Origin of the sequence: Micromonospora sp. WMMD754 (genome assembly GCF_049315235.1) — a bacterium.
GTDB classification, from domain to species: Bacteria; Actinomycetota; Actinomycetes; order Mycobacteriales; family Micromonosporaceae; genus Micromonospora; species Micromonospora sediminicola.
Genome location: NZ_CP186058.1, coordinates 5,684,406 through 5,709,992, shown reverse-complemented (window position 1 = coordinate 5,709,992; position 25,587 = coordinate 5,684,406). Strand labels below are relative to the sequence as shown.

Annotated in this window: 26 protein-coding genes and 1 pseudogene; 21 read left to right on the top strand and 6 right to left on the bottom strand. The window is 75.0% G+C overall.

The window, feature by feature from the left end; genetic code table 11:
- Positions 1–144: 144 nt before the first annotated feature.
- From ACN27B_RS26860 to ACN27B_RS26850, 3 genes are all read right to left on the bottom strand, one after another.
- Positions 145–1,047 carry a helix-hairpin-helix domain-containing protein gene (locus tag ACN27B_RS26860; protein ID WP_099160711.1) on the bottom strand — a complete coding sequence of 301 codons (903 nt, stop codon included), beginning with the start codon at positions 1,045–1,047 and terminating at the stop codon, positions 145–147.
- A gap of 234 nt (positions 1,048–1,281) precedes the next feature.
- The gene (locus tag ACN27B_RS26855) at positions 1,282–1,629 is read right to left on the bottom strand and encodes a TcmI family type II polyketide cyclase (protein ID WP_099160712.1); all 348 of its coding nucleotides are present in this window, start codon (positions 1,627–1,629) and stop codon (positions 1,282–1,284) included.
- A gap of 62 nt (positions 1,630–1,691) precedes the next feature.
- Positions 1,692–2,516, bottom strand: a complete 825-nt coding sequence (locus ACN27B_RS26850) for an AfsR/SARP family transcriptional regulator (RefSeq protein WP_371682267.1) — start codon at positions 2,514–2,516, stop codon at positions 1,692–1,694.
- 435 nt (positions 2,517–2,951) lie between these two features.
- Here ACN27B_RS26850 and ACN27B_RS26845 point away from each other — a divergent pair, with 435 nt between their 5' ends.
- The 8 genes and pseudogenes from ACN27B_RS26845 (at position 2,952) to ACN27B_RS26810 (ending at position 10,708) form a co-directional block, all read left to right on the top strand.
- Positions 2,952–3,314, top strand: a complete 363-nt coding sequence (locus ACN27B_RS26845) for a TcmI family type II polyketide cyclase (protein WP_091574131.1) — start codon at positions 2,952–2,954, stop codon at positions 3,312–3,314.
- Positions 3,311–5,011 carry an acetyl-CoA carboxylase carboxyltransferase subunit alpha gene (locus ACN27B_RS26840; protein ID WP_422741870.1) on the top strand — a complete coding sequence of 567 codons (1,701 nt, stop codon included), beginning with the start codon at positions 3,311–3,313 and terminating at the stop codon, positions 5,009–5,011. The genes ACN27B_RS26845 and ACN27B_RS26840 overlap by 4 nt, the downstream gene beginning before the upstream one ends.
- Positions 5,011–5,484 (top strand): acetyl-CoA carboxylase biotin carboxyl carrier protein, encoded by a 474-nt coding sequence (accB, locus tag ACN27B_RS26835; protein WP_422741868.1) that lies wholly within the window; start codon positions 5,011–5,013, stop codon positions 5,482–5,484. Before ACN27B_RS26840 ends, accB begins: the two co-directional genes overlap by 1 nt.
- Positions 5,484–6,827: pseudogene (locus ACN27B_RS26830) on the top strand (acetyl-CoA carboxylase biotin carboxylase subunit); the annotation flags it as partial. The gene accB and the pseudogene ACN27B_RS26830, both read left to right, overlap by 1 nt.
- A gap of 254 nt (positions 6,828–7,081) precedes the next feature.
- Positions 7,082–7,789 (top strand): SRPBCC family protein, encoded by a 708-nt coding sequence (locus ACN27B_RS26825; RefSeq protein WP_422741866.1) that lies wholly within the window; start codon positions 7,082–7,084, stop codon positions 7,787–7,789.
- Entirely contained in the window at positions 7,786–8,196 is a 411-nt protein-coding gene (locus tag ACN27B_RS26820) for a cupin domain-containing protein (RefSeq protein ID WP_091574136.1), read from the top strand. The genes ACN27B_RS26825 and ACN27B_RS26820 overlap by 4 nt, the downstream gene beginning before the upstream one ends.
- Positions 8,193–9,464 (top strand): beta-ketoacyl-[acyl-carrier-protein] synthase family protein, encoded by a 1,272-nt coding sequence (locus ACN27B_RS26815; RefSeq protein WP_422741863.1) that lies wholly within the window; start codon positions 8,193–8,195, stop codon positions 9,462–9,464. The genes ACN27B_RS26820 and ACN27B_RS26815 overlap by 4 nt, the downstream gene beginning before the upstream one ends.
- On the top strand, positions 9,461–10,708 hold the full coding sequence (locus ACN27B_RS26810; RefSeq protein WP_422741861.1) for a beta-ketoacyl synthase N-terminal-like domain-containing protein: 1,248 nt from the start codon (positions 9,461–9,463) through the stop codon (positions 10,706–10,708). Before ACN27B_RS26815 ends, ACN27B_RS26810 begins: the two co-directional genes overlap by 4 nt.
- A 27-nt stretch (positions 10,709–10,735) precedes the next feature.
- On the opposite strand, the gene ACN27B_RS26805 is transcribed toward ACN27B_RS26810, so the two are convergent.
- A complete protein-coding gene (locus ACN27B_RS26805) occupies positions 10,736–11,176 on the bottom strand; it encodes a GNAT family N-acetyltransferase (RefSeq protein ID WP_099160721.1) in 441 nt (146 codons plus the stop codon).
- 256 nt (positions 11,177–11,432) lie between these two features.
- On the opposite strand from ACN27B_RS26805, the gene ACN27B_RS26800 reads away from it, so the two are divergent.
- Positions 11,433–12,830, top strand: a complete 1,398-nt coding sequence (locus tag ACN27B_RS26800; RefSeq protein ID WP_422741859.1) for a class I adenylate-forming enzyme family protein — start codon at positions 11,433–11,435, stop codon at positions 12,828–12,830.
- Between the two features lie 8 nt (positions 12,831–12,838).
- On the opposite strand, the gene ACN27B_RS26795 is transcribed toward ACN27B_RS26800, so the two are convergent.
- Complete coding sequence (locus ACN27B_RS26795; RefSeq protein ID WP_099160723.1) at positions 12,839–13,444, bottom strand: 4'-phosphopantetheinyl transferase family protein; 606 nt, start codon at positions 13,442–13,444, stop codon at positions 12,839–12,841.
- A gap of 17 nt (positions 13,445–13,461) precedes the next feature.
- Here ACN27B_RS26795 and ACN27B_RS26790 point away from each other — a divergent pair, with 17 nt between their 5' ends.
- The 12 genes from ACN27B_RS26790 to ACN27B_RS26735 all read left to right on the top strand — a co-directional run bounded on the left by ACN27B_RS26790 (position 13,462) and on the right by ACN27B_RS26735 (position 24,762).
- Entirely contained in the window at positions 13,462–13,725 is a 264-nt protein-coding gene (locus ACN27B_RS26790) for an acyl carrier protein (protein ID WP_091574142.1), read from the top strand.
- On the top strand, positions 13,725–13,970 hold the full coding sequence (locus ACN27B_RS26785; RefSeq protein ID WP_099160724.1) for a hypothetical protein: 246 nt from the start codon (positions 13,725–13,727) through the stop codon (positions 13,968–13,970). The genes ACN27B_RS26790 and ACN27B_RS26785 overlap by 1 nt, the downstream gene beginning before the upstream one ends.
- Complete coding sequence (locus tag ACN27B_RS26780) at positions 13,963–15,093, top strand: beta-ketoacyl-[acyl-carrier-protein] synthase family protein (protein ID WP_422741855.1); 1,131 nt, start codon at positions 13,963–13,965, stop codon at positions 15,091–15,093. The genes ACN27B_RS26785 and ACN27B_RS26780 overlap by 8 nt, the downstream gene beginning before the upstream one ends.
- Before the next feature lie 119 nt (positions 15,094–15,212).
- A complete protein-coding gene (locus ACN27B_RS26775) occupies positions 15,213–15,713 on the top strand; it encodes a beta-ketoacyl synthase chain length factor (protein WP_099164551.1) in 501 nt (166 codons plus the stop codon).
- The gene (locus tag ACN27B_RS26770; RefSeq protein WP_422741853.1) at positions 15,710–17,329 is read left to right on the top strand and encodes a class I adenylate-forming enzyme family protein; all 1,620 of its coding nucleotides are present in this window, start codon (positions 15,710–15,712) and stop codon (positions 17,327–17,329) included. Before ACN27B_RS26775 ends, ACN27B_RS26770 begins: the two co-directional genes overlap by 4 nt.
- The gene (locus ACN27B_RS26765; RefSeq protein WP_422741851.1) at positions 17,326–18,591 is read left to right on the top strand and encodes a beta-ketoacyl-[acyl-carrier-protein] synthase family protein; all 1,266 of its coding nucleotides are present in this window, start codon (positions 17,326–17,328) and stop codon (positions 18,589–18,591) included. The genes ACN27B_RS26770 and ACN27B_RS26765 overlap by 4 nt, the downstream gene beginning before the upstream one ends.
- A gap of 64 nt (positions 18,592–18,655) precedes the next feature.
- Positions 18,656–19,756 carry a 4-hydroxyphenylpyruvate dioxygenase gene (gene hppD, locus ACN27B_RS26760; RefSeq protein ID WP_099160728.1) on the top strand — a complete coding sequence of 367 codons (1,101 nt, stop codon included), beginning with the start codon at positions 18,656–18,658 and terminating at the stop codon, positions 19,754–19,756.
- Positions 19,753–20,676 carry a phytanoyl-CoA dioxygenase family protein gene (locus ACN27B_RS26755; RefSeq protein ID WP_396821703.1) on the top strand — a complete coding sequence of 308 codons (924 nt, stop codon included), beginning with the start codon at positions 19,753–19,755 and terminating at the stop codon, positions 20,674–20,676. The genes hppD and ACN27B_RS26755 overlap by 4 nt, the downstream gene beginning before the upstream one ends.
- 2 nt (positions 20,677–20,678) lie before the next feature.
- Positions 20,679–21,476 carry a DUF3050 domain-containing protein gene (locus tag ACN27B_RS26750; protein ID WP_099160730.1) on the top strand — a complete coding sequence of 266 codons (798 nt, stop codon included), beginning with the start codon at positions 20,679–20,681 and terminating at the stop codon, positions 21,474–21,476.
- Entirely contained in the window at positions 21,473–22,444 is a 972-nt protein-coding gene (locus ACN27B_RS26745) for a thiamine pyrophosphate-dependent dehydrogenase E1 component subunit alpha (RefSeq protein WP_422741848.1), read from the top strand. Before ACN27B_RS26750 ends, ACN27B_RS26745 begins: the two co-directional genes overlap by 4 nt.
- On the top strand, positions 22,444–23,409 hold the full coding sequence (locus ACN27B_RS26740; protein ID WP_099160732.1) for an alpha-ketoacid dehydrogenase subunit beta: 966 nt from the start codon (positions 22,444–22,446) through the stop codon (positions 23,407–23,409). Before ACN27B_RS26745 ends, ACN27B_RS26740 begins: the two co-directional genes overlap by 1 nt.
- A gap of 3 nt (positions 23,410–23,412) precedes the next feature.
- Positions 23,413–24,762 carry a hypothetical protein gene (locus ACN27B_RS26735; protein WP_099160733.1) on the top strand — a complete coding sequence of 450 codons (1,350 nt, stop codon included), beginning with the start codon at positions 23,413–23,415 and terminating at the stop codon, positions 24,760–24,762.
- On the opposite strand, the gene ACN27B_RS26730 is transcribed toward ACN27B_RS26735, so the two are convergent.
- Positions 24,752–25,585, bottom strand: a complete 834-nt coding sequence (locus ACN27B_RS26730) for an alpha/beta fold hydrolase (RefSeq protein ID WP_422741845.1) — start codon at positions 25,583–25,585, stop codon at positions 24,752–24,754. The genes ACN27B_RS26735 and ACN27B_RS26730 overlap by 11 nt on opposite strands.
- Positions 25,586–25,587: the final 2 nt, after the last annotated feature.

Genomic DNA, 25,587 nt, shown 5'->3' with positions numbered 1-25,587 from the left:
GACGCCCGTCCGTCTCCGGTCGGCTTTCCGCCATTCCGGGCAGGTGGCCGGGCCCGTCCGGAACGGGACGGCCGGCGGGGACGCGGGTGAACAGGTCGGGCCGGCGGCGACCATCGGTCACCACCGGCCCGGTGCGGGCGCGGACTACTCGCCCGCGGGCAGGACCTGGTCGGCCTCGGCGCGGGCGCCGGCGAGCACCTTCGCCTGCTGCGGCCAGGTGGCCAGCCCGGGCGCGGCCCGCAGGCCGGCGGCCTTCACGGTCTCCCGCAGCGCCGCCTCGTCCAGCTCGGCGAGCTGGCGGTAGGTGCGGATGCCCGCGTCCTGCAACGCGGTGGCCAGCTTCGGCCCGATGCCCTGGATACGCCGGAAGTCGTCCGGCGTCGCACCGTCCGACAGATCGTTCTCGGCCGAGGCCCGCGGCGCCGGCACCACCGCCGGCGCGGTGTCCGATCCGGTCGGTCCGGCCACCGGCTCCACGGCGGCCACGGTGGCGGGTTCCGGCTCGGCGCCGACCGGCTCGGTGACGGCGGGCGACCGCGGGTCGGCGGGTTCGGCGTCGACGCCCACCGGCGCGGGCTCGACGGGCGCGGACTCCGCGACCGGCTCGGGCGCGACCGGGGACGGCTCGGCGCTGATGCCGACCGGCTCGCGGTCCGGTTCCGCCGCGGCGACCGGTTCCGGCGCGGCGACCGGTTCCGGCGCGGCGACCGGCTCGTCGACAGTCACGGGCCCGGCAGCGGGGGTCACGGGCTCCGAGGCGGTCACGGGCTCCGAGGCTTCCGCCGGCTCCGAGGCGGCGGCCGGCTCCGTGGTGGTCGGCGCGGGCTGGTCGGTCACGGCGGCCGGAGCCGGCGTCTCGTCGACCACCGCGGCCGGACGGGGCTCGTCGACGACGGCGGTCACCTCGGGGGCCGGGGTGGCGGCGGCGTCCACAGTGGGCGCGGAGCTGCCGGCGCCGGCCCGACGGCCGCTCACCACCCAGCCGACGACCAGTCCGATGAGCAGGGCCAGGATCACGACCAGCCACTGCCCGAAGCTCGACGGCATGGCCTACCTCCTTCTATGTGCGTGCACGACGGTCACGAGAAAACTCGGGGCAGCTTCGCACACGCGCGCACGGGGCGACAGGCAGGCCGGGGGTCGGGCGTCGACGGTGGGATCGGCCGTGTCGGCCGGTGGTCGGTGGATGACCGAGCGTGTGCCGTCGGCGATGGGGGAGGGCGCCCCGGGACCTGGTGCCGTGCGGGGTCCCGGGGCGCCCCGTCCGTCGCCCGTGGCCGGTCAGCGGATCCGGTCGGGCGTGGGTGTGTCGGCGGCGTCCCAGCTGTAGAAGCAGCCGGCCACGGCGTCCCGGGGGGAGTGCCAGGTCGGCAGGTACGGCGAGGTGTGCGCGGAGAGCCGCTCGTTGACGCGTTCGTAGAGCGGGTGGTCGCGCAGGTCGGCGGCGAGGTCGGGCGCGACGTCGCCGGTCTCCATCAGGTGCACGCACAGGTCGTGCAGGTAGTAGAGGGACCGGTGCCGGATCCCGGTGAGGTGGGGCAGCTCGGTCGCGTCGGACTCGGCGAAGATCTGTGCCACCCGGCCCTGCGACCCGGGCACGATCCGGCTGACCACCAACAGTCGACTCATCGGGACCCCTCTCGCCGCGCTGCTGCTGCGTCCACGGTGCCGGCCCGGCTGTCACCTCGCCGTCACGGCGTACCCCTGGGTATTGATGGCGGTGGTGCGGCGCGTTGCGGGCGGGCGGGGCCGGCGGGCCGGCCGCGGTCGGCCCGCCGTTGCGGCGGTTCCGGCCGGCTGGCCCGACGGATCGGGGCGAGGGTGTCGTCCAGCAGGGCCGTCATCGCCGGGGAGGGTTCCAGGCGCAGTTCGCGCAGGAGCAGGTCCCGGTAGACGTAGAAGGAGTGCACCGCCTCGAACGCGTTGCCCTCGGCCAGGTGGATGCGGACGACCAGGCGGTGCGGGGTCTCCCGCAGCGGCTCGGCCGCCATCGCCTCCAGCGCGGCCTCCAGGGCCTCTCCGTGGCGGCCGGCGGCGAGGTGGTTGCCGGCCAGTTCCTCCAGCATGTGCAGGCGGAGCTGGCGGAGCCGTTCCCGTTCCAGCAGGACCCAGTCGTCGTACCAGCCGGGGAGCAGGTCGTGCCGGCCGGCGCCGGCGGCGCCCCGGGGGGTCGCGCCGTCGCGGACCCGGGCGGCGGTCACCACCAGCTCGTCCACGTCGAGGTGGACGGTGGGTCCGAGGCGTACGGTGTCGCCGCCGGTGCGCAGCGGGCAGCACGGGTCCTGGCGCAGCCGCCACAGGGCGGTCCGCAGGGAGGAGAGCGCCCGTTCCTCGGAGGTCTCGGGCCAGAGCAGCCCGGCGAGGTGGCTGCGGGTGGCGCCGGGGCGCAGCCCGATGAGGGCGATGACCCGTTGCAGGCCCCGGGGCACCACCACGGGCACGCCGTCGTGCAGCAGCTGGAAGCCGCCGAGCAGGTGCAGTGACACCCGGGGGGCGGGGTCGCCCGCCGTCGGCATCCTCGAACCACCGGACACGGCGCACCCCCCTGCACCGGAACATTCGTCCCGACCGTCCTGTGTGTTGCCCGGCTCTGCTCGCCCGCGACCCCGGTGTCGGAACGTTCCGCCTCGGCCGGAGAGGTCCGTCGCGGCCGGGCTGACCGAGACGAAGAATATCAACGCCTGTTACTCTCAGTCAACGGCCCGCAACATCGATGACAGTCCGTAACTGACTCGTAAGTCGCCCGTGATCTGCGAAAAAGTGTCGCCAACGAGAAGCGGAACTCGATCTTCCCATAGGCCACGCACAGTTTGCGTCAACGCAGCGTCACCATGTTTCCGCTCTGCTCGTGCCCGGTTGACGCCCGGGTGACGCCCCCGGCGGCACCGTGAGCCATCCGTGCGGCGCGACCGGTTCGCCGCGCACCGGGACGTACGCAGGGGAGGCCGCGAATGGACCGCTCGCTCATCGTCGCCAAGGTGGTGCCCACCGCCGAGGACCGGGTCGCCGAGATCTTCGCCGAGTCCGACGCGACCGAACTGCCCGGCCTGGTCGGCGTGCGGCACCGCTCCCTCTACCGCCTGCACGACCTCTACGTCCACCTGCTGGAGACGGAGTCGCCGGCGCAGGGCGCGGTCGAGGACGCGCGGGGGCATCCCGAGTTCGTCCGGATCAGCGAGCGGCTGCGGCCGTACATCTCGCCGTACCTGCCGACCTGGCGCTCGCCGCGCGACGCCATGGCGCACTGCTTCTACCGCTACGACGCCCCGGGTCACCAGGCCCACCGGTACGACGCCGCCGGGCGGCGGCCGTGACCACCACGGCACCCCGGGACGAGCAGCTCTGGTCGCGGTGCGACGGCTGCGCCTCGCTGCTCTACCGCAAGCGGCTGCGCCGCAACCTGGACGTCTGCCCGGAGTGCGGCTCGCACACCCGGCTGGACGCGCCGGACCGGGTGGCGCAGCTGGTCGACCCGGACTCGTTCACCCCGCTGCCGGACCGGGCGGTACGGGTGGACCCGATCGACTTCGTCGACGCGGTGCCGTACCCGCACCGGCTCGGCGCGGCGCGCGCCGGCACCGGCCTGGACGAGGCGGTGCTCTGCGGCACCGCCCGGCTGGGCGGGCACCCGGTGGCGCTGGCGGTGATGGACTTCCGGTTCCTCGGCGGCAGCCTCGGCTGCGCGGTCGGCGAGCTGATCACCCGGACCGCCGAGCGGGCGCTGGCCGACGGCTGCCCGCTGGTGCTGGTCACCGCGTCCGGCGGGGCGCGGATGCAGGAGGGCGCGCTGTCGCTGATGCAGATGGCCACGGTCAGCCAGGCGCTCGCGGGGCTGCGCGAGGCGGGACTGCTGACGGTCAGCGTGGTCACCGACCCCACGTACGGCGGGGTGGCCGCGTCGTTCGCCACCAACACCGACGTCGTGCTCGCCGAGAGCGGCGCCCGGTTGGGCTTCGCCGGTCCGCGGGTGATCCGCCAGGTCACCGGCGCCGCGTTGCCGGAGGGCTTCCAGACCGCGGAGTATCTGCTGCGCCACGGCCAGGTCGACATGGTGGTGCCCCGGCACGCGCTGCGGGGACGCCTGGCCGCGCTGCTCGCCGCCGCCGACGCCGGGCGGCGACCCCCGGCGCCCCGGCCGGCGCCGGCGCCGTCGCCGCGTCCGGCCGCCCCGGCGCCCCGCGACGCCTGGGAGACGGTACGCGTCGCCCGGCACCCCGGCCGGCCGACCGCCCTCGACTACCTGGAGACCGCGTTCGACGGCTTCGTCGAGCTGCACGGCGACCGGCTCGGCGCGGACTGCCCGGCGATCGTCGGCGGCATCGCCCGCCTGGACGGCCGGCCGGTGATGGTGATCGGCCACCAGAAGGGACACACCACCGCCGAGCTGGTGGCCCGCAACTTCGGCATGGCCAGCCCGGCCGGGCACCGCAAGGCGTTGCGGCTGGCGCGCCTGGCGGCCCGGCTCCGGCTGCCCGTGGTGACGCTGGTGGACACGCCGGGCGCCGACCCGGGGGTGACCGCCGAGCAGCAGGGCCAGGCGGCGGCGATCGCGGAGAACATCCTCGCGCTGAGCGTCCTGCCCACCCCGGTGGTCGCGGTGGTCACCGGAGAGGGCGGCAGCGGCGGCGCGCTGGCGCTCGCGGTCGCCGACCGGGTGCTCATGCTGGAGCACGCCGTCTACTCGGTGATCAGCCCGGAGGGCTGCGCCGCGATCCTCTGGCCGGACAGCTCCGCCGCGCCGCAGGCCGCCCGGGCGCTGCGTCTCACCGGCGCCGACCTGTGCCGGCTCGGCGTGGTCGACGAGCTGGTACCCGAGCCGTACCCGGCCGCGCACGGCGACCCGGTGGGCGCGGCGGAGCTGCTCGGCCGGGCGGTCGCGGCGAACCTCGCCCCGCTGCTCTCGATGCCCCCGGCCACGCTGGTACGCCGCCGCCGACAGCGCTTCCGCCGCTTCGGCGCGGCCCGCTCCACGGCGACCCCGCCGGTCGACGGCCGGGCGGAGGTGGCGTGATGGCGAACGCCGGACCCGAGCAGGTGTTGGACGGGCTGCGCCGGCAGGCCCGCAAGCTGGTCGCCGACCTCGACGGACCGGTGCGCCGGGTGCGGCTGCGCAGCGGCGAGGCGCTGCTGGAGGTCGAGTGGCACGATCCGGTGCCGCCGCCGAGGACGGACGCCGACCCCGCCGCGTCGCCCGTGGGGCCGGCCGCGCAGGCGGCGCCGGCGACCGACCGGGCGACGGTACGGTCCCCGGTGGTCGGCACGTTCTACCGCGCCCCCGAGCCCGGGGCGATGCCGTTCGTCGCGGTCGGCGACCTGGTCCGGCCGGGCCAGGTGATCGGCATCGTCGAGGCCATGAAGCTGATGAACGAGGTGACCGCCGGCCAGGCCGGACGGGTGGCCGAGGTGCTGGTGGAGGACGGCAAGCCCGTCGAGTACGACCAGCCGCTGATCGCCCTGGACCCGGTCACCGGACGGGACGCCTGATGTTCGACAAGGTGCTGATCGCCAACCGCGGCGAGATCGCGTTGCGGGTGCTGCGCGCCTGCCGGGAGATGGGCGTCCGGACGGTGGTGGTGCACTCCAGCGCCGATGCCGACTCGCTGCCGGTGCGGCTGGCCGACGAGGCGGTCCGGATCGGGCCGGCGGCCAGCCGGCGCAGCTACCTCAACGCCGCCGCGATCGTCGAGGCCGCCCGGCAGACCGGCGCGCAGGCCGTCCACCCCGGCTACGGCTTCCTCTCCGAGGACGCCGACTTCGCCGAGATCTGCGCCGAGAACGGGCTGGTCTTCATCGGCCCGCCGCCGCAGGTGATGGCCGCGCTGGCCGACAAGTCCACCGCCCGCGCGTTGATGAGCGGCGCCGGCCTGCCGCTGCCGCCGGGCAGCGTGCGGACGCTGCCGACCGCCGCCGAGGCACAGGCGGTGGCCGCCGAGGTCGGCTACCCGGTCATCGTCAAGGCCGCCGCCGGCGGGGGCGGACGCGGGATGACGGTGGTGCGCACGGCCGCCGAGCTGCCCCGCGCGTACGCCCGCACCCGCGCCGCCGCGCAGGTCGCGTTCGGCGACGACCGGGTGTACGTCGAGCGGTACCTCGCCGACGCCCGGCACGTGGAGGTGCAGGTGCTCTGCGACGCCCACGGCAACGGCGTCCACCTGGGCACCCGGGACTGCTCGGTGCAGCGCCGGCACCAGAAGCTCATCGAGGAGGCACCCGCGCCCGCGCTGCGACCGGCCACCCTGGACACGCTCGCCGAGGTCGCCCTGCGCGGCGCGCTGTCGGTCGGCTTCACCGGCGCCGGCACGGTCGAGTTCCTGGTGGACGAGGCGGAACGGGCCCACTTCCTGGAGATCAACTGTCGGATCCAGGTGGAGCATCCGGTGACCGAGATGATCACCGGCGTCGACCTGGTCCAGGAACAGTTGCACGTGGCCGCCGGCACGCCGCTGCGTCTGCGGCAGTCCGACGTCCGGCCGCACGGGGTGGCGATCGAGTGCCGGGTCAACGTGGAGGACCCGGACCGCGACTTCGCGCCCGCGCCCGGCCGGCTGGAGCGGTTCCGGCCGCCGGGCGGCCCGTTCACCCGGGTCGACACGCACGGCCACGTCGGCTACCTGGTCAGCCCGCACTACGACTCGCTGCTGGCCAAGGTGGCGGTCTGGGCGCCGGACCGGGACGCCGCGCTGGACCGGCTCGACCGGGCGCTGGCCGAGTTCGACGTGGCCGGCCCGGGGGTGCGCACCACCATCCCGTTCGCCCGGCGGGTGCTGCGCGATCCCGCGTTCCGGGCCGCCCGGCACACCACCGGCCTGGTCGAACGCCTGCTCGCCCCGGCCGCTGACGCCGCTGCCGACGTCGTGCCCGCCGGGAGCGCCGACGAGGCCGTGCCCGTGGGGAGCGCCGACGCCGCCGGTGGCGTCGACAGCGCGCCGGCCGTCGGTCGGACCGACGGCGCCGTCCACGCCGACGCCGCCCTACCGAGGCTGCGCTCGGCGGTGCCCGACCCGCGCGCCGAGACCGACCCGGCCGGCCGTACCCCCGTTCCCGCCGCGCCCGCCGCCGGCCCGACCACCTGGAGGAACCGATGACCGTCGCCCCCGACCGCCCGCTCGCCAGCGAGATCACCGACATCCTGGTGACGCACTGCGGCCTGGACCCCGACGCCGCCGCCAGCACCCCGGCCGCGAGCCTGGAGGAACTGGGCATGGACTCCCTGGCGCTGCTCGAACTCTCCGCGGTCGTGGCCGACCGGTGGCGGGTGAAGATCCCCGAACAGGCCGGCCAGCTCAGCATCGCCGGCGTCGCCGACCTGGTGGCCCGCAGGGCGGACCCGCCCGGGCACACCGAGAACGCGATCGACATCGACGCACCGCTGCCGTTGGTCTGGGACATCACCAACGACGTGGCCCGGTGGACCGAGCTGTTCACCGAGTACGCGCTGGTGGAGATCCTGCACGCGGAGGGGGACACGGTCCGCTTCCGGCTCACCATGCACCCGGACGAGAACGGCGTGGCGTGGAGCTGGGTCAGCGAGCGCACCGCCGACCCGGCGACCCGGCAGGTGCACGCCCGCCGCGTCGAGACCGGGCCGTTCGAGTACATGCGCATCCACTGGCGGTACGAGGAGGTCGACGGCAGCACCCGGATGACCTGGGTGCAGGACTTCGCGATGAAGCCCACCGCGCCGGTCGACAACGCCGGCATGACCGCACGGATCAACACCAACAGCAAGGTCCAGCTCGCCGTGATCAAGGAGCGGATCGAGCGGGCGCACGCGGGAGGCGCGCGATGACCGACATCACCACCGCCCGGGTCTCCGTCCACGACGTGTCCGCCGACCGCCGTCGCGGCGGGGAGCTGCGGGTGCTGCTCGGCCCGAAGACCGTCGGCAGCACCTCCGGCTTCATGGGCGTGGCCGCGCTCGCGCCGGGGGAGCGGATCGCCGAGCACTACCACCCGTACAGCGAGGAGTTCCTCTACGTGGCGCGTGGCGCGATCACCGTCGACCTGGACGACGTCGAGGTGCCGCTGGCCGCCGGGGAGGCGCTCTACGTGCCGAAGTACGTGCGGCACCGGCTGCGCAACACCGGCGACGAGCCCGCCGAGGTGGTCTTCCACCTGGGGCCGCTCGCGCCCCGACCGGAACTCGGCCACGTCGACACCGAGAGCGCCGCCCCACCACCGCGGGAGCCGTCGTGACCGGCCGGCGTACCGTGGTCACCGGCGTCGGCGTGGTCGCGCCCGGCGGCGCCACCCGGGACCGCTTCTGGAAGACCATCACCGAGGGGCGGACCGCCACCCGGCGGATCAGCTTCTTCGACCCGTCGCCGTTCCGCTCGCAGATCGCCGCCGAGTGCGACTTCGACCCGGACGCCGCCGGGATCACGCTGGCCGAGCGGCAGCGCGCCGACCGGTACGTGCAGTTCGCGCTCGCCTGCTCCGCCGAGGCGCTCGCGGACAGCGGGTTGACGCTCACCGACGCCGAGCGGGAGCGGGCCGGCGTGGTGCTCGGCACCGCCGTCGGCGGCACCATGGCCCTGGAGCAGGAGTACGTCCGGGTCAGCGACTCCGGCCGGCACTGGCTGGTCGACCACGCCCTCGGCGGGCCGTACCTCTACCAGGCGCTGGTGCCCAGCAGCCTGGCCGCCGACGTGGCCTGCCGGCACGGGCTGCACGGCCCGGCCCAGGTGGTCTCCACCGGCTGCACCTCCGGCATCGACGCGATCGGGTACGCCCACCAGCTCGTCGCCGACGGCGAGGCGGACGTGGTGCTGGCCGGGGCCGCCGACTCGCCGATCTCCCCGGTCACCGTCGCCTCGTTCGACGCGATCGGCGCGACCAGCCCGGACAACGACGACCCGGAGCACGCGTCCCGGCCGTTCGACGCCGACCGGCACGGGTTCGTCCTCGCCGAGGGCGCGGCGGTGCTGGTGCTGGAGGAGGCCGAGCACGCTCGCCGCCGGGGCGCGCACGTCTACTGCGAGGTCGCCGGCTACGCCAGCCGCAGCAACGGTTTCCACATGACCGGCCTGCGTCCGGACGGCGCCGAGATGGCGGTGGCCATCACCGACGCGCTGCGCCAGGCCCGGCTCACCCCCTCGGCCGTGTCGTACGTCAGCGCGCACGGCTCCGGCACCCGGCAGAACGACCGGCACGAGACGGCGGCGTTCAAGCGGGCGCTCGGCCCGGCCGCGTACCGGGTGCCGATCAGCTCGATCAAGTCGATGGTCGGGCACTCGCTCGGCGCGATCGGCTCGATCGAGATGGCCGCCTGCGCGCTGGCCATCGAGTACGGCGTGGTTCCGCCGACCGCCAACTGGGCCACCCGCGACCCGGAGTGCGACCTGGACTACGTGCCGAACGAGGCCCGGGAGGTGCCGGTGGACGTGGCGTTGTCGGTGGGCAGCGGCTTCGGCGGCTTCCAGTCCGCGATGGTGTTCCGCCGGCTGGCGGTGACCCAGTCATGACGGCGCGGGCGGTGGTGACCGGCATCGGCGTGGTCGCGCCGAGCGGCGTCGGCGCGGACGCGCACTGGGCCACCGTGCTGGCCGGCACCCGGCGCACCGGCCCGATCACGCTGTTCGACCCGGCGCGCTACCCGACCCGGGTGGCCGGCGAGGTGGCCGACTTCGACCCGGCCGGGTTCACCGACCCCCGGCAGCGGGTGCAGACCGACCGCTGGACCCACCTCGGCTTCGCCGCCACCCGGCTGGCGCTGGCCGACGCCGGCCTGCCCGAGGTGTCACCCGACCCGTACGGCTGGGCGGTCACGCTGGCCAGCTCGTCCGGCGGGAACCTGTTCGGGCAGCGGGAGCTGCAACGGCTCTGGGGCGGCCCGACCCGCACGGTCGGGGCGTACCAGTCGATCGCCTGGTTCTACGCGGCCAGCGTCGGGCAGCTGTCGATCCGGCACCAGTTCAAGGGGCCGTCCGGGGTCACCGTGTCCGAGTCGGCCGGCGGGCTGGACAGCCTGGCGCACGCGGTGCGCACCATCCGCCGGGGCACGCCGGTGGTCGTCGCCGGGGCTACCGAGTGCCCGCTGAGCCCGTACGCGCTCGCCTGCCAACTGCGCTCCGGCCTGCTCAGCGACGTCGCCGACCCGGAGCGCGCGTACCGGCCGTTCGACGCCGCGGCCAGCGGGTACGTGCCGGCCGAGGGCGGCGCGGTGTTCGTGGTGGAGGAGCTGGGGCACGCGCTGGGCCGGGGCGCGCGGATCTACGGGGAGATCACCGGCTGGGCGGCCACCCACGATGCCGCCCCCACCGACCCGGAGGCCGGACCCGACCCGACCCACTACGCCCGGGCGCTGCGCCTGGCCCTGGACCGGGCCGCGGTCCGTCCGCACGACGTGGACGTGATCTGGCCGGACGCGCTCGGTGTGCCGGCGTACGACCGGGCCGAGGCGAGCGCGCTGCGGGCCGTGTTCGGCGACCGGACCCCGCCGGTGACCACGCAGAAGCCGTTGACCGGCCGGGCCCACCAGGGCGGGTCGGCGCTGGACGCGGCCACCGCGCTGCTGGCGTTCCAGCGGGGCGTGCTGCCCGTCTCCGCCGGCCCGGACGACCCGGCGCCCGGGTGCGAGCTGACCTTCCTGCGCGAGCCCCGCCGGCCGCGCAGCCGGATCGCGCTGGTCGGCGCGCGCGGCTTCGACGGGTTCAACAGCGCGCTGGTGCTGCGCGGCGCCGCGCCCCCGCCGACCGGGGAGGGCTGACCGGGCAGTCCGGTCCGGTGTGCCGGGTCACGACGGCCGCGCCGCCAGGTAGGCCGTCTTGGCGTCGCCGGAGAACCCGCAGGCCCGGTAGAAGGCGTGGGTCACGGGCCGGCGTGACCCGGTCATGAGCATCGCCTTGTAACAACCGGCGTCCCAGGCGGCCTGGAGCGTGCCGGCCATGATCCGCTTGCCCAGACCGGTGCCGCGCCGCGACTCGTCGACGACGACGTTCTCGATGACCGCGTAGGGGGACGCCGATCGGCTGATGTTCGGGATCACGTTGAGGTACGTGGTGGCGACGACGGCACCGTCCAGGTCGAGCACGAACAGGTGCAGCCCCGCGGTGGCCAGGATCCGCGCGAAGGCCCGCGCGTCGGAGCCGTCGGTCAGGTGCGGGTCGTCGGGGTTCAACTGCCGGTAGAGGCGGACGATCTGCGCGAAGTCGCTGTGCCGGGCCACACGGAACATGCCCCGAGCGTAGCCATCGGCCGGACCGCGACGCACTGCGCGCAGCACAGCGTCGGGCGGCCGGCGGGCTACCTTGCCGGCGTGCGTCCGATCCTGCCTGTCCGATCGATCCTGGGCAATCCACCAGCCGCTGTTTTGGATCTAGCCATTTGCATCTGGCGATGCCGAGAAGGGCCGCCGTAGGGTTCCGTCAGCACCCCGAAAGACGTACCCGGTGGGCGGATCCGCCCACATCGAGGCTGGGCGGTGGCCGGTCGTGAGTGCACATCCCGTGGCGGACGATCCCGCGTCGACGACGGTGGACTGGGTGGACGACATCCTGTTCACCGGCCGCGACACCGACGTGTGTCTCCGCCTGCCGGAGCCGGTCGACAAGGGCACGCTGCGTCGCCTCGTCGGCGAGGCGCAGGCCCGCCTGACCGGGGCCGGGCTGCGTCCGGGCGGCGCCGCGGCGCTGCGCCTGCCGCCCTCCCTGGCGTACGTGGCGCACCTGCTGGCCACCTGGCGCGCCGGCGGCCAGGCCGTGCTGCTCGACCACCGGCTCACCGACCACGAGGTCGACCTGGCCCTGCGCCGGCTCACCCCGCAGGTGGTGGTCGCGCCGGTCCGCACCGGCGGCGGCGCGCTGCGCGTCTTCGTCGACGTCACCGCCGGCGTCACGTCCTACTCCGACCGTCCCGCCGGCAGCCCGCACGCGGTGATCCAGCTCAGCTCCGGCTCCACCGGCCCGTCCAAGGTGATCGGCCGCACCGCCGCCGACCTGGTCGCCGAGGTGCGCCGCTACACCCGGATCGACGGCGTCGCGCTGCCCGGCGAACGGATCATCCTGCTGCCGTCCATGGTGCACGTGCTCGGCCTGGTCGGCGGCCTGCTCTACGGCCTGCACGCCGGGGTCGAGCTGTGCCCGCCGGAGCGGCTCGGCGGCGACGCGATCCTCGCCGCGGTCGCCGCCCAGGACACCCCGGCCACCGTGCTCGGCGTGCCGTTCCACATCGGACTGCTCGCCTCCACCGTGCCCACCGGCCCGCTGCCGCAGCTGCGTCGCATGACCACCGGCGGCGAACTGGTCCCGGCCGCGGTCGCCCGGGCCTTCACCGACCGGTACGGCGTCCCCCTGGGCAACATGTACGGGATGACCGAGGTCGGGGTCATCGGCACCGACCTGTACGGCGCGCACCGCCCCGCCGTCGCCCCCGCCCCCGGCATCGAGGTGCGGGAACGCGACGGCGAGCTGTGGGTCAGCTGCCCGGCCAACCCGTACGTCGGGCTCGCCGACCCGACCCGCTGGGCCGACGGCTGGCTGCACACCCGCGACGCCGGCGCGGTCGACCCCGGGACCGGGCTGGTCACCGTGCGGGGGCGGCTCGACTCGCAGGTGTCGGTCGGCGGCCTCAAGGTCGACCTCACCGAGGTGGAGGCCACCGTGGCCGGGCTGCCCGGCGTCACCGCCGCCGTGGTGGTCTGGGACGACGGGATCAGCGCCTACGTGCAGACCGACGGCACACCCACCGAGGAGACGCTGGACATCCTGCTCGCCGAGCGGCTGGCCGGGTTCAAGCGGCCCCGCACGCTGCACCTGCTCGAACAACTGCCCCGCACCACCACCGGGAAGCTGGTCCGCGCGGTGCCGGCCCTGCGGGAGGCGGCGTCGTGACCGGCCCGCTAGGCGAGCACCACCCCGACCGGCCCGGCGGCGCCGAGCACCGCGACCGCGAGCACCAGATCGTCCCCACCGGCGGGATGACCGACGCGCGCGTCCGGACGCCCGGGGACCGGCCACAGCTCGCCGCCGCCGTGCGGGGGCGGCATCCGGCGGCGCAGCCCGCCGCCGCGCAGCCCCCGACCGAGCGCCTTGCCGACCGCCTCCTTCGCCGTCCACAGGCGCAGGAAGTCCAGCTCCCGCCCGGTCTCGTCACGGGCCGCCAGCCAGTCCGCCTCGTCCGGGGCGTACCAGCGGCGGGCCAGGGACGTGGCGGGCAGCGGACGGCGCCGCTCCACGTCCACCCCGACCGGGCCGGCCGCCCGGGCGGCCACCACGACCACCCCGTCGACGTGGCTGACGCTGACCGGCAGCGTCCGCCCGTCGTCGGCGCGCACCTCCGGGCGCCCGCCGGGCCTCCGGTCCACCCCGATCCCCGCCTCGGGCCGGCCGAGCAACGCGCCACCCGCGCGCCTGAGCAGCCGCCGCGTCAGCTCCCGCTGGTCGCCGGTGGCACGGCCGGTCCACACGTACACGGTGTCCCGACCGGGCACCGGTAGCTGGTTCACGGAAAGAGGTTAACCCCATGCGCGACGAGGTCCGCACCTTCGTCATCGAGCAACTGGCCGACATGAACTACGACGTCGAGGACCTCGACGACGACACCACCCTGGGCCCCTCCGGCGTCGACCTGGAGTCGCTGGCCCTGGCCGACCTCGCGGTCCGGGTCGAGGACCGCTACGGCCTGAAGTTCGCCGACGACGAGTCGGAGAAGCTGGCCCTGATGACGGTCGGCGAGTTCACCACCATGGTGGCCGACCGCGCGGCCGCCGACGGCGACGACTCCTGATGTCCGGTCGGCCCGACCTGGGGCGAGCTGACCTGGTGAGCATGCTCGCCGAACTGACCGCGAAACCCGTCGACCGGGTGCCCGACCGGATCGGCTCGATGGAGCTGGCCTGGCTGGTCCACCTCGTCGAGCAGCGCTACGACCGCCGGCTGGAGCTGAGCGACGACCAGCTCGCCGGCATCCGCACCGTCGACGACGCGTTGGCGATGTTCCGCAGCTCGCTGACCGCTCCCGCAGATGGCTGAGCGGGAGACCGTACGGATCACCGGCACGCACGCGCTCAGCGCCCTCGGCAGGGGCGCCGACGCGCTGCTGTCCGGGGTGTTCTCCGGCGCCCCGGCGTTCGGGCCGGTGCGCCGCTTCGACACCACCGGCCGCCGGGTCACCGTGGCGGCCACCCTGCCGGAGGTCGGCACGCTCGCCGCCGAACTCACCGACGCGATCGACGCCGCCGCCCGGGCCGCCGGGCTGGGCCGGGCCGACCGGGCCGGGTCCGCCCTGTTCCTGGCCACCCACGGCGGGCCGCACTCGCTGCCCGTACCCCTGGGGCGGGACGAGCCGACGGTGCCGGCGCTCGCCGGTCACCTGGCCGCCCACTGCGGGCTCGGCGGGCCCACCCGGATCTACACCACCGCCTGCGTCTCGGCCAGCACCGCGGTCGCCGACGCGGCCACGCTGATCCACCGCGGCGACCTGGACCGGGTCGTGGTCGCGGCCGGCTACCTGGTCGAACCCGACCAGTACGCGCTCTTCGACGCCGGCCGGGCGCTCGCCGCCGACGGCGCGGTCCGGCCGTTCAGCGCCGGCCGCACGGGGCTGCTGCTCGGCGACGGGGTGGCCGCGGTGGTGCTGGAGTCGGCGGGCGCCGCGGCCCGGCGGGACGCCGAGACGCTCGCGACGGTGGCCGGGTGGGGCCGGGCGGGGGACGCGTACCACCCGTGCCAGCCGCATCCGGACGGGACCGGGCTGGCCCGGGCGGTCGAGGCGGCGCTGCGCCGGGGCGGGCTGCCCCCGGACGCGGTCGGCTACGTCAACGCCAACGCCACCGGCACCCCGTTCAGCGACGCCTCCGAGGCGGCGGCGCTGACCCGGGTGTTCGGCGCGGACGCCGGCCGGCTGCCGGTCAGCTCCACCAAGTCGGTGCACGGGCACGCGCTGGAGGCGTCCGGTCTGCTGGAACTGCTGGTCACCGTGCTGGCCCTGCGGCACGGCAAGCTGCCGGTCACCGCCGGCTGGCTCGGCCGCGACCCGCAGTGCCCGCTGGACGTCATCCGCGACGCACCCCGCCCCGCGCGTACCGCACACGCCCTGACCCTCAACGCCGCCTTCGGCGGCGCCAACACGGCCCTCCTGGTGAGCACCTCATGACCGCCCCCACTCCCACCCCCCACCCTGGCTCCCCGCGATCTTGCACTTCCGGCCCCGGCGAAACGGGCACAACGCCCGCCGAGGGGGCACCAACCGCAAGATCGCGCAACGACGGGGTGGTGGTGCTCGCGGAGGCGCGGTGGCCCGAGGCGGGGGACGGGGGTGCGGGGCCGGCGGGGGTGCCGGGGTTCGTGCACTCGCCGTTCGCGCCGCTGGTGGCGGCGGTGGCCGAGCGGTGCCTCGCGCGGCGGTACGGGGACGGGCCGCTGCCACCGGGCAACCGGACGGCGGTGGTGCTGGTCAGCACCGGCGGGGACTCCGCCAGCGCGGCGCACGTGCGCGCCACGGTGGCCGCCGGTGGGCGGGTCGGGCCGCTGTTCTTCTTCCAGTCGGTGCCGAACAGCGTGGCCGGGCACGTCGCGGTGCGCCGGGGACTGGACGGGCCGGTGGTGTGCCTGAGCCCCACGGGGGACCCACGGGCCGCGGGTGAGGCCGAGGCGGACCTGCTGCTGCACGACGGCGACGCCGCGCAGGCGTTGCTGATCCTGATCGAACTGGCACCGGACGGCACGTCGGGCGAGGCGACCGCGGTGCTGCTGGGGGAGGAGACACGTCAATGAGGACGAAGGGACTGCGCGGCGCGCTCGCGGCCGACGCCGAGCTGGGCGCGGGCAACGTGCTCGCCCGGGTGCTGGCCCACGGCGCCGACCCGGACGGCCCGGGGCTCACGTTCGACACCGAGGTGGACGGCCACCCGGCCGAGACCCCGCTGACCCTGGGCCAGCTCGACCGGATGGTCGCCGCCCGGGCGGCCTGGCTGCACGAGCGCGGGGTGACGCCACGCGACCCGGTCGCCGTCTGGGCCGGCACCGCCGCCGACATGGTGCTGTCGTTCCTGGCGCTGACCCGTCTCGGCGCGATCCCCGCGCTGATGAACGGCAGGCTGCGCCCGGAGATCGCCGCCGAGTACATCCGCCGGCTGCGGGCCGCCGGGGTGCTCGCCGACGCCGAACGGGCCACCGCCCTGGCCGGCCACGACCTGGGCGCACCGATGCTCGGCGAGCCGGCGCGGGCCGGCGCCGGCGACCCGGCCGCCGCGCCCGCGCACTACCGGCACCACCCGGACGACCCGATCGTGATCACCCACACCTCCGGCACCACCGGCGTGCCGAAGGCGGTGCTGCACTCGCACGCCAGCCTGTTCGCCGCCACCCGGCACCTGCTGTCCATGCCGCAGGCGCAGGGCACCACCCGCATCCTCAACGCGTTGCCCGCCCCGCACACCGCCACCGTGCTCATGGTCAACCAGGCGCTGGGCAACCGGGCCCAGATGTACCTGCTGTCCGAGCAGGGCGGCGAACGGGTGCTGGACGCGATCCAACGCTGGCGGCCCGACGGCGTGTTCGGGTTCTCCGTCACCTGGGCCGAGCTGGCCCGCTTCGACCTGTCCGGCTACGACCTGGACTCGGTGCGGCTGTGGTTCAACACCGGCGACTGCTCGCACGAGCCGCACGTACGGCGGCTGGTCGCGGTCGGCTCGCGGGACGTGGTCACCCGCGAGGGCGTGACCCGGGTGCCCGGGTCGGTCTTCATCGACGGGCTCGGCTCCAGCGAGATGGGGCACTCCATGTTCCACGTCACGCACACCGTCGACACCAACCGGTACGGGCGCTGCGTCGGCCGGCCGTACCGGTTCACGACGGTGGCCGTGCTCGACGCCGACGGCAACGAGCTGCCGGCCGGGCAGGTGGGCTGGCTGGGCATCGACTCGCCGTCGCTGTTCCGCGGCTACTGGAACGACTCGGTCACCACCTACCGGTTCCGGCTGCGCGGCTGGTATCTCACCGGCGACCTGGTGTACGCCGACGACGACGGCCGCTACTACCACCTGGACCGGGCGGTCGACTCGGTCGAGGTCGGCGACGGGAAACGGTTCTTCACCGCGCTGTCCGAGGAGCGGATCCTCGCCGCCTGCGCCGACGTCACCGACTGCACGGTGGTGATCGTCAAGGCGGACGACGGCACGGTCACCACCGACGTGCTGCTGGAGCTGGCCGCCGGGGCCGACCCGGACGCGGACCGCACCGCGCGCATCCGCGCCGCGCTCGGCCCGGACGTGGCCGCCACGCTGCGCCGGGTGGTGCCGGTCCGCGCCGACGACATCCCGGTCACCGTCACCGGCAAGGTCCGCAAGGTGGCGCTGCGGGAGCGCTACCTGACCCAGGCCCCGTCGTGACCGCGCTGATCACCGGCATGGGGCTGTTCACCCCGGCCGGGCGGGGCGTCGAGGAGACGTTCGCGGGGCTGCTGTCCGGCCGCTCCGGGCTGCGTCGCCCACCCGAGGGCCACCCGGTGCGGGACAGCCTGGAGGTCGCCGGGGTGCTGCCGGAGATCGACCCGCGCACCGTCGCGTCCGGGCCGGAGACCAGGGTGCTCGACCGGATCGTGCTGCTCGCCCTGCTCACCGCGGCCGAGGCGCTCGCCGACGCCGGCATCGAGGTGGGGCGCGACGTCGACCCGGACCGGATCGGGGTGATCATCGGCGGTGTCGGCGGGATGTCCACCCTGGAGAGCCAGGTCCTGGCCCGGGCCGCGCGCGGCCGGGCGGCGGTCAGCCCGTACCTGCTCACCGGGATCCTGCCGAACATGCCCTCGGCCCGCGTCGCGATCGCGCACGGCATCCGCGGCTACAGCTCGGCGGTGGGCACGGCCTGCGCCTCCGGCGCCCAGGCCGTCGCCGACGGGGTACGCCTCATCCGCGCCGGCGAGGCCGACGTGGTGGTGTGCGGGGCGAGCGAGGCGCCGCTGTTCGGCACGTTCGCCGACACGTTCGGCAACGCCCGGGCGCTGGCCCGCGGCTGGGACGAACCCACCGAGGCGAGCCGGCCGTTCGACAAGCGGCGCAACGGGTTCGTGCTGGCCGAGGGCGCGGCGCTGCTGGTGCTCGAACGGGCCGGGCACGCCGCCGCCCGGGGCGCGACCGGCTACGCCGAGGTCGCCGGCTACGGGGTGAACACCGACGCCTACCACCCGACCGCGCCCCGGCCCGACGGCGCGGGCGCCGCCGCGTGCATGCGTCGGGCGCTGGCCGGCGCCGGTGTCGGGCCGGACGACGTCGGTTACGTCAACGCCCACGGCACCGGCACGAAACGCGGAGACGTCGCCGAGACCACCGCGCTGGCCGAGGTGTTCGGCGTCGGCGCGGTGCCGGTCAGCTCCACCAAGGCACTCACCGGGCACCTGCTCGGCGCCTCCGGGGTGCTGGAGGCCGCGGTCACCGCGCTGGCGCTCGGGCGCGGCCTGCTGCCGCCCACCTACCACCTGGACGACCCGGACCCGGAGTGCGAGGCGGACCACGTCCGCGCCGCGCCCCGGCCCACCCGGACCGACCACGCGCTGACGAACTCGTTCGGGTTCGGCGGCCAGAACGTCAGCCTGCTGCTGCGCCGGCTCCCGGAGCCGGCCCGCCGGGCCGCCACCCCGGTCGCCGCCGGCTGACCGTACTCCATCCCGGGCGTCCGCCCGGGTCGTGATCACGGGGGGAACAGGGGGAAACCCGTCCATGCACATCAACGGCATCGACCATCTCGAACTGTACGTGGGGGACGCCCGGCAGGCGGCCTTCTACTTCGACACCGCGGTCGGGTTCCGGCTGCGCGGTCAGGGCGGACCGGAGACCGGGCTGGCCGGGCAGCGTTCGCTGCTGCTGGCCCAGGCCGGCATCCGGCTGCTGCTGACCACCGGCCTGTCCGCCGAGCACCCGGCCGCCACCTACGTGCACCGGCACGGCGACGGCATCGCGGTGGTCGCGCTGGCCGTCGACGACGCCGCCGGGGCGTACGCGGAGCTGGTGGCCCGGGGTGCGACCGGGGTGACGCCACCGCGGACCTTCACCGACGGGAACGCCGAGGTGGTGCTCGCCGAGGTCGGCGGCTTCGGCGACGTGCTGCACCGGCTCGTCGAGCGGCGCGGTGACCACGACGTGTTCCTGCCCGGCGCGATCGAGCCGGTGGCCGCCCCGGACGGCGACGCGCTGCTGGCCGAGGTCGACCACCTGGCGGTCTGCGTGCCACCCGGGCAGCTCGACGAGACGGTCGCGCACTACGAGAAGGTGTTCGGCTTCGCCGAGATCTTCACCGAACACATCGAGGTCGCCGGCCAGGCGATGAACTCCAAGGTGGTGCAGAGCCCGTCCGGGCAGGTCACCTTCGTGCTGCTGGAGCCGGACACGGGTGCCCGGGCCGGGCAGATCGAGGACTTCCTGCGCTGGCACGCCGGCGCCGGGGTGCAGCACCTGGGGCTGCGCACCGACGACATCGTCACCGCGGTCGGCGCGCTCGCCGGCCGGGGGGTGCGGTTCGCCCGCACGCCCGGCGCCTACTACGACCACCTGGAACAGCGGGTCGGTCGGCTGGACGCGCCGGTGGACCGGCTGCGGGAGCTGAGCATCCTGGTCGACTCCGACCACGACGGGCAGCTCCTGCAGATCTTCACCGAGTCGATGCACGTGCGCCGCACCCTCTTCCTCGAACTCATCGAGCGGCGCGGGGCGCGCACCTTCGGCAGCGGCAACATCAAGGCGCTCTACGAGGCCAAGGAACGCGAACTGACCGCGGCGGGGGCGATCCCCGCCGCCGCGGCCGGAGGAGGGGTTGGAGCATGACCACCATCGATCCCGGGTTGACCGCCGAGGAGGAGGCGTTGCTGCCCTCCGACGACGACGTCCGGCACTACGCCGAGCACGGCTGGTACCTGTCGAAGAAGCTGCTCACCGACGACGAGGTGGACGAGCTGGTCGCCGCCACCGACCGCTACTACGCTGGGGAACGCGACCGGCGGCTGCCGGTGCGCCCGCCGAAGCTCGCCTACTGGGAGCCGTCGAAGGGCGACGTGCAACGGCACAACGACTACGTGCACCACGAGCACGACGGCATCGCCCGGATCCTGCGCAAGCCGCTGATCGGGGCGGTCGCCGCCCGGCTCGCGCGGGCTTCCGAGATCCGGATCTTCCAGTCGACGCTGATCTGGAAGCCGCCGATCGCCGGCGAGCCGTCCAACATCGTGCCCTGGCACTTCGACAAGCACTACTGGGCATCCTCGTCGTCGGAGCACATGCTCACCGCGTTCATCCCGTTCCACGACTGCGGCGAGGAGATGGGCACCATCACCATGGTCGACGGCTCGCACCGCTGGCGGGAGATCGGCGCCGACGACACCGTGGTCCGGCACTTCGCCGACCGGGACCGCGACCAGCTCGAGGCGATGCTCGCCGAGAACGCGGCCCACAACGGCGCCGAGATCCGCAAGATCCCGATGGTGATCCCCAAGGGACACATGAGCTTCCACCACTGCCGCACCTACCACGGAAGCGGCGCGAACGTCAGCGGGCGGCCCCGGCGGGCGATCTCGCTGCACCTGCAGGACGGCGACAACGCCTGGCGGGAGTATCCGCTCTCCGACGGCACGCTCGCCGCGTACAACCACGACGTGCTGGTCCGCCGCACCCACGAGGGGCGGCCGGACTACGCGGACCCCGATTACTGCCCGGTCATCTGGCGCGACCGCGCCCAGCAGGGAGGCTGACAATGTCACGGTACGACTGGGGTAGGACGCACCCGGGCATCGAGCGGCTGGAGCGGGCGGTGACCGAGCGCCGCGACGTGGTGGTCAAGCACCCGCTCTACGCCAACCTGGACACCCACGACGCGCTCGTCACGTTCATGGAGCACCACGTCTTCGCGGTCTGGGACTTCATGTCCCTGCTGAAGTCCTTGCAGCGCCAGCTGACCTGCGTCACCGTGCCGTGGATCCCGACCGGCCCGACCGGCAGCCGCCGCCTGATCAACGACATCGTCATGGTCGAGGAGAGCGACGAGCTGGGCGAGGGCTACATCAGCCACTTCGAGCTGTACGTGCGGGGCATGACCGAGGCCGGCGCGGACACCACGGCGGTGGAGAAGCTGGTCGACCTGCTGCGGGCCGGCCGGCCGGTGACCGAGGCGCTCGGCGCGGCCGGCGTGCCGGCCCCGTCGGCGGCGTTCGCCGGCACCACCTGGCGGATCATCGAGACCACCCCGGTGCACTGCCAGGCGGCCGCGTTCGCGTTCGGCCGGGAGGACCTCATCCCGGAGATGTTCACCCAGGTCGTCGCCGTCAACGAGCGCAGCAACCGGCTGAACACGTTCGTCGACTACCTGGAGCGGCACATCGAGGTCGACGGGGAGCAGCACACCCCGATGGCCATGCAGATGCTCGCCGACCTGTGCGGCGACGACGACACGAAGTGGCAGGAGTGCGCGGACACGGTGAACGCCGCGCTGACCGCCCGCGCCCGCCTCTGGGACGACATCCTCGCCGCGATCAAGGAGGGCCGTCCGGCGTGACCGACTCCGACCCGGTCCGGCTCTACCGGACGGTCCGGCTGATCCGCCGCTTCGAGGAGCGGGCGATCGAGCTGGTCGACTCCGGGGAGATCGTCGGCGGCATCCACCCGTACCTCGGGCAGGAGGGGGTGGCCGCCGGGGTCTGCGCGGAGCTCGCCGCCGACGACCTGGTCACCGGTACCCACCGCGGGCACGGGCACGTGCTGGCCAAGGGCGCCGACCCGGCCCGGATGCTGGCCGAGCTGTGCGGCCGGGTCACCGGGCTCAACCGGGGCCGGGGCGGGTCGATGCACGCCGCCGACTTCGGCGTCGGTGTGCTCGGCGCCAACGCCATCGTCGGGGCCGCCGGCGCGATCCTCACCGGTGCGGTGTGGGAGCGCCGGCGGCGCGGCGCCGACATCGTCGGCGCGACGTTCTTCGGCGACGGCGCGGTCAACGAGGGCATGCTGCTGGAGGCGTTCAACCTGGCCGCGCTCTGGCGGGTGCCGGTGCTGTTCGTCTGCGAGAACAACGGCTGGGCCACCACCATGCCGGTCGCCGGCGCGGTCGCCGGCACGATCGGCGGCCGGGCCGCCGCGTTCGGCATGCCGGCGTCCGCCGTCGACGGGCAGGACCCCGAGGCGGTACGCGAGGTCACCGCCGCCGCCGTCGGGCGGATGCGCGCCGGCGGCGGCCCCGAGCTGATCGAGGCGCACACCCACCGGTTCGACGCCCACCACACCTTCGAACACCGGGTACGCCTCGACTACCGCCCGCCCGAGGAGGTGGCGGCCGGGCGCTCCCGGGACCCGGTCGACATCCAGGGCGCCCGGCTGCCCCCGGCGGTACGCGCCGAGGTCGACGCCGCCGTCGAGGCGGTCCTCGACGCGGCCGTCGACTTCGCGCTGGCCGGACCGCACCCCGACCCGGCGACCGCCCTGGACCACCTGTACGCCAGCGGGCTCACCGCCCGGACCGGAGGTGGCTGATGCCCCGGCTCTCCTACCGCAGGGCGCTCACCCGGGCGCTCGCCGACGAGATGACCCGCGACGAGTCGGTCGTGGTGCTCGGCGAGGACATCCGGGTGGCCGCCGCCAACGTCACCACCGGCCTGCTCAAGAGGTTCGGCCCGGACCGGGTCCGCGACACCCCGCTGTCCGAGCAGGCGTTCACCAGCTTCGCCACCGGCGCGGCGCTGGCCGGGGCCCGCCCGGTGGTGGAGTTCCAGATCCCGTCGTTGCTGTTCCTGGTCTTCGAGCAGATCGTCAACCACGCGCACAAGTTCCCGCTGATGACCGGCGGCCAGTGCGCGGTGCCGGTCACCTACCTGGTGCCCGGCTCCGGCTCCCGCACCGGCTGGGCCGGGCAGCACTCCGACCACCCGTACGCGCTGTTCGCCCACGTCGGGGTGACCACCGTGGTGCCGGCCACCCCGGCCGACGCGTACGGGCTGCTGGTCTCCGCGATCCGCTGCGACGACCCGGTGGTGGTCTTCGCGCCGGCCGGCGCGCTCGACCTGCGGGCGGACGTCACCGACCTCGTGCCGGTGCCGTTGGGCCGCGGCGTGGTCCGCCGGCCGGGTGACGACGTCACCGTGGTCGCCGTCGGGCACCTGGTGCACGACGCGCTCGCGGTCGCCGACGAGCTGGCCGACCAGGCGTCGGTGGAGGTCTTCGACCCCCGCACGCTGTACCCGTTCGACTGGGACGGGCTGGTGGACTCGGTGACCCGTACCGGGCGACTCGTCGTGGTCGACGACGGCAACCGGTCCTGCGGCATCGCCGGGGAGATCATCGCGACCGTGGTCGAGCGGGTCCGACTGGCCGCGCCACCCCGGCGCGTCACCCGGCCCGACGGTGCCGTGCTGCCGTTCGCGCCGGCCCTGGACCGGGCCGTGCAGCCCGGCCGGGACCAGCTCGCCGCCGCCATCCAACTGACCCTCAAGGACGGATGAACCATGGACCCGAACTACCCGTGGCCGCCGCTCGGCCAGGCGTGGACCGACCTGCCCGAGTCCACCCGCGCGGCGATGGTGGCGGCCGGCGCCGAGACGTGGGAGAAGATCTTCCACGGTCGGGCCACCTACAACAGGCAGTGGCGGCTGGCCCGCCCGCCGGTGCTCACCGCGGACGCGTTCGGCGAGCTGAACGAGGTCTGCGACCGGATCGCCCAGCTCATCCTGGAGGCGTGCCGGCGCCGCGCCGGCACCGCCGGTGAGCTGCGCCGGCTGCTCGACGTGCCGGAGGGGGAGACCCGCCTGCTCGACCCGGACGAGGCGCTGCACGACGGGCTGCTCGCCGCGTACCGCCCGGACGTGCTCTTCTCCGGCGGCGTGCCGTGCATCGTGGAGTACAACATCGACAGCAGCCTCGGCGGCGGCTTCGACGCCGACACGGTGATCCAGCGCTACGCGGAGCTGTACCGCTCGCGCGACCTGCTCGACGGCCTGCGGCCCGCGCCGTCCCTGCTGGACCAGCGGTTCGTGGCGATCCGGGACACGCTCGGCCTGCCCGAGGGCGCCCGGGTGGCGCTGCTGATGGACTTCGAGGCGGACTATCCCGGGCTGGACGACCCGGAGACGTTCATCCGTATCCTCTCGCCGCTGGTCGACCAGGCCCGGCCGTTCGGCATCGACCTGGTCATCGCCCCGCTCGCCACCGCCACGCTGGACGAGGAGAGTCGGCTCGTCGTCGGCGGCGCGCCGGTGGACGCGCTGTTCCGGTTGTTCGTGCCGAACCGGGTCACGCCCAGCGCCGGCCTGGACGCGGTGGCCGGCGCGCTGGCCGCCGGGACACTGCCGATGTTCGTCAGCAGCGCGGCCTGGCTGCTCAGCAACAAGCTCAACTACGCCTGGCTCTGGGCCGACCTCGACCTGCTGCCGGAGCCGGACCGGGCGCTGATCCGCCGTTACGTGCCGCACACCGTCGCGCTCACCGCCGACCAGCTCGACCGGGCGCTGGCCGGGCAGGCCGACCTGGTCGCCAAGCCGGCCGGCGGCTCGGCCGGGCACGGGGTGCTGATCGGCCGGGAGATGAGCGCGGTGGCCTGGGAGGACGGGGTGCGCGCCGCGATCGACGCGGGCGGCAACATCCTGCAGCGCTATCACGAGGCGGACCGGGTGGCGATGGACTTCGTGCAGATCGAGACCGGGGAGACGGTCACCGCCGAGGTGCCCTGGAGCCTCGCCCCCTACCTGTTCGGGCGCACCGGCTCCGGTGCGCTGGCCCGGGTCGGCTATCCCGGTTGCGAGGGCGTGCTCAACCTGGCCCGGGGTGTCCTCATGACCGGCGTTCTCCTCACCGACTGATCCCGCCGACGGCCGGGGTGGTGAAGAAGGCGGCCAGCGGGGTGGTGAGGGCCGGCGGGGCGACGGCGATGCCGTTGTGCGGGCTGCCGGGTACACGCAGCGTGCGGGCCCGGGGGAGGACGGTGGCCAGGAGGTCGTTGGTCTCGGTGAAGAACGGTGCGGCCTTGGCGCCGCTGATCAGCAGCGTCTCGGCGGTGATGCCGGCGTACTGCTCGGCCGGCCCCTCGTGGGCCACGATCTGGCGTGACTCGGCGAGCGTCATGCCCACCAGCGAACCCATCGTCCGGCCGACCTCGGTCCGCAGGAACGCACGGGTGAGGGCCGTGCGCACCGCCAGCGGAAGCCGGGACGCGGCGGACTGCGGGTTGACGGCGGCGGCCACGATCGCCAGGGCGCGGGCGGTGTCGCCGGCCCGGACGGCGGCGTCGGCCGGATCCAGGAACGCCGTCGACATGCCGTGGCCGTCGAGTCGCAGCGGGGCGTCGTAGACCGCGATCCGCTCCAGCGGCAGCCGCAACGCGGCGCGCAGCACCACGAACGCGCCGTAGCTGTGCCCGATCGCCCAGCGGGTGCCGGTGTGCGCGAGCACCGCGCCGAGGTCGTCGATCTCCTGCTCCACCGTGTACGGCTCGCGCCGTGGCGGCGCGTCCGCCCGACCTCGCCGGTTGTACAGGTGCACGGTGAACCGGTCGGCGAGCCGGGCGGCGAGGCGACGGTACTCCGCGATCGTCACCCCGCCGCCGTGCACCACCACGAGCCCCGGCCCGGTGCCCGTGGAGTGCACGACGATGCCCGCGCCGTCCGGCGCCGTGATCCGGTGCATGA

Bases quoted from the DNA above. Each gene is read 5' to 3' on its own strand.
- ACN27B_RS26860 (WP_099160711.1), bottom strand. From the start codon at position 1,047: ATGCCGTCGAGCTTCGGGCAGTGGCTGGTCGTGATCCTGGCCCTGCTC.
- ACN27B_RS26855 (WP_099160712.1), bottom strand. From the start codon at position 1,629: ATGAGTCGACTGTTGGTGGTCAGCCGGATCGTGCCCGGGTCGCAGGGC.
- ACN27B_RS26850 (WP_371682267.1), bottom strand. From the start codon at position 2,516: ATGCCGACGGCGGGCGACCCCGCCCCCCGGGTGTCACTGCACCTGCTC.
- ACN27B_RS26845 (WP_091574131.1), top strand. From the start codon at position 2,952: ATGGACCGCTCGCTCATCGTCGCCAAGGTGGTGCCCACCGCCGAGGAC.
- accB (WP_422741868.1), top strand. From the start codon at position 5,011: ATGGCGAACGCCGGACCCGAGCAGGTGTTGGACGGGCTGCGCCGGCAG.
- ACN27B_RS26825 (WP_422741866.1), top strand. From the start codon at position 7,082: ATGACCGTCGCCCCCGACCGCCCGCTCGCCAGCGAGATCACCGACATC.
- ACN27B_RS26820 (WP_091574136.1), top strand. From the start codon at position 7,786: ATGACCGACATCACCACCGCCCGGGTCTCCGTCCACGACGTGTCCGCC.
- ACN27B_RS26810 (WP_422741861.1), top strand. From the start codon at position 9,461: ATGACGGCGCGGGCGGTGGTGACCGGCATCGGCGTGGTCGCGCCGAGC.
- ACN27B_RS26805 (WP_099160721.1), bottom strand. From the start codon at position 11,176: ATGTTCCGTGTGGCCCGGCACAGCGACTTCGCGCAGATCGTCCGCCTC.
- ACN27B_RS26790 (WP_091574142.1), top strand. From the start codon at position 13,462: ATGCGCGACGAGGTCCGCACCTTCGTCATCGAGCAACTGGCCGACATG.
- ACN27B_RS26785 (WP_099160724.1), top strand. From the start codon at position 13,725: ATGTCCGGTCGGCCCGACCTGGGGCGAGCTGACCTGGTGAGCATGCTC.
- ACN27B_RS26780 (WP_422741855.1), top strand. From the start codon at position 13,963: ATGGCTGAGCGGGAGACCGTACGGATCACCGGCACGCACGCGCTCAGC.
- ACN27B_RS26770 (WP_422741853.1), top strand. From the start codon at position 15,710: ATGAGGACGAAGGGACTGCGCGGCGCGCTCGCGGCCGACGCCGAGCTG.
- hppD (WP_099160728.1), top strand. From the start codon at position 18,656: ATGCACATCAACGGCATCGACCATCTCGAACTGTACGTGGGGGACGCC.
- ACN27B_RS26755 (WP_396821703.1), top strand. From the start codon at position 19,753: ATGACCACCATCGATCCCGGGTTGACCGCCGAGGAGGAGGCGTTGCTG.
- ACN27B_RS26750 (WP_099160730.1), top strand. From the start codon at position 20,679: ATGTCACGGTACGACTGGGGTAGGACGCACCCGGGCATCGAGCGGCTG.
- ACN27B_RS26740 (WP_099160732.1), top strand. From the start codon at position 22,444: ATGCCCCGGCTCTCCTACCGCAGGGCGCTCACCCGGGCGCTCGCCGAC.
- ACN27B_RS26735 (WP_099160733.1), top strand. From the start codon at position 23,413: ATGGACCCGAACTACCCGTGGCCGCCGCTCGGCCAGGCGTGGACCGAC.
- ACN27B_RS26730 (WP_422741845.1), bottom strand. From the start codon at position 25,585: ATGCACCGGATCACGGCGCCGGACGGCGCGGGCATCGTCGTGCACTCC.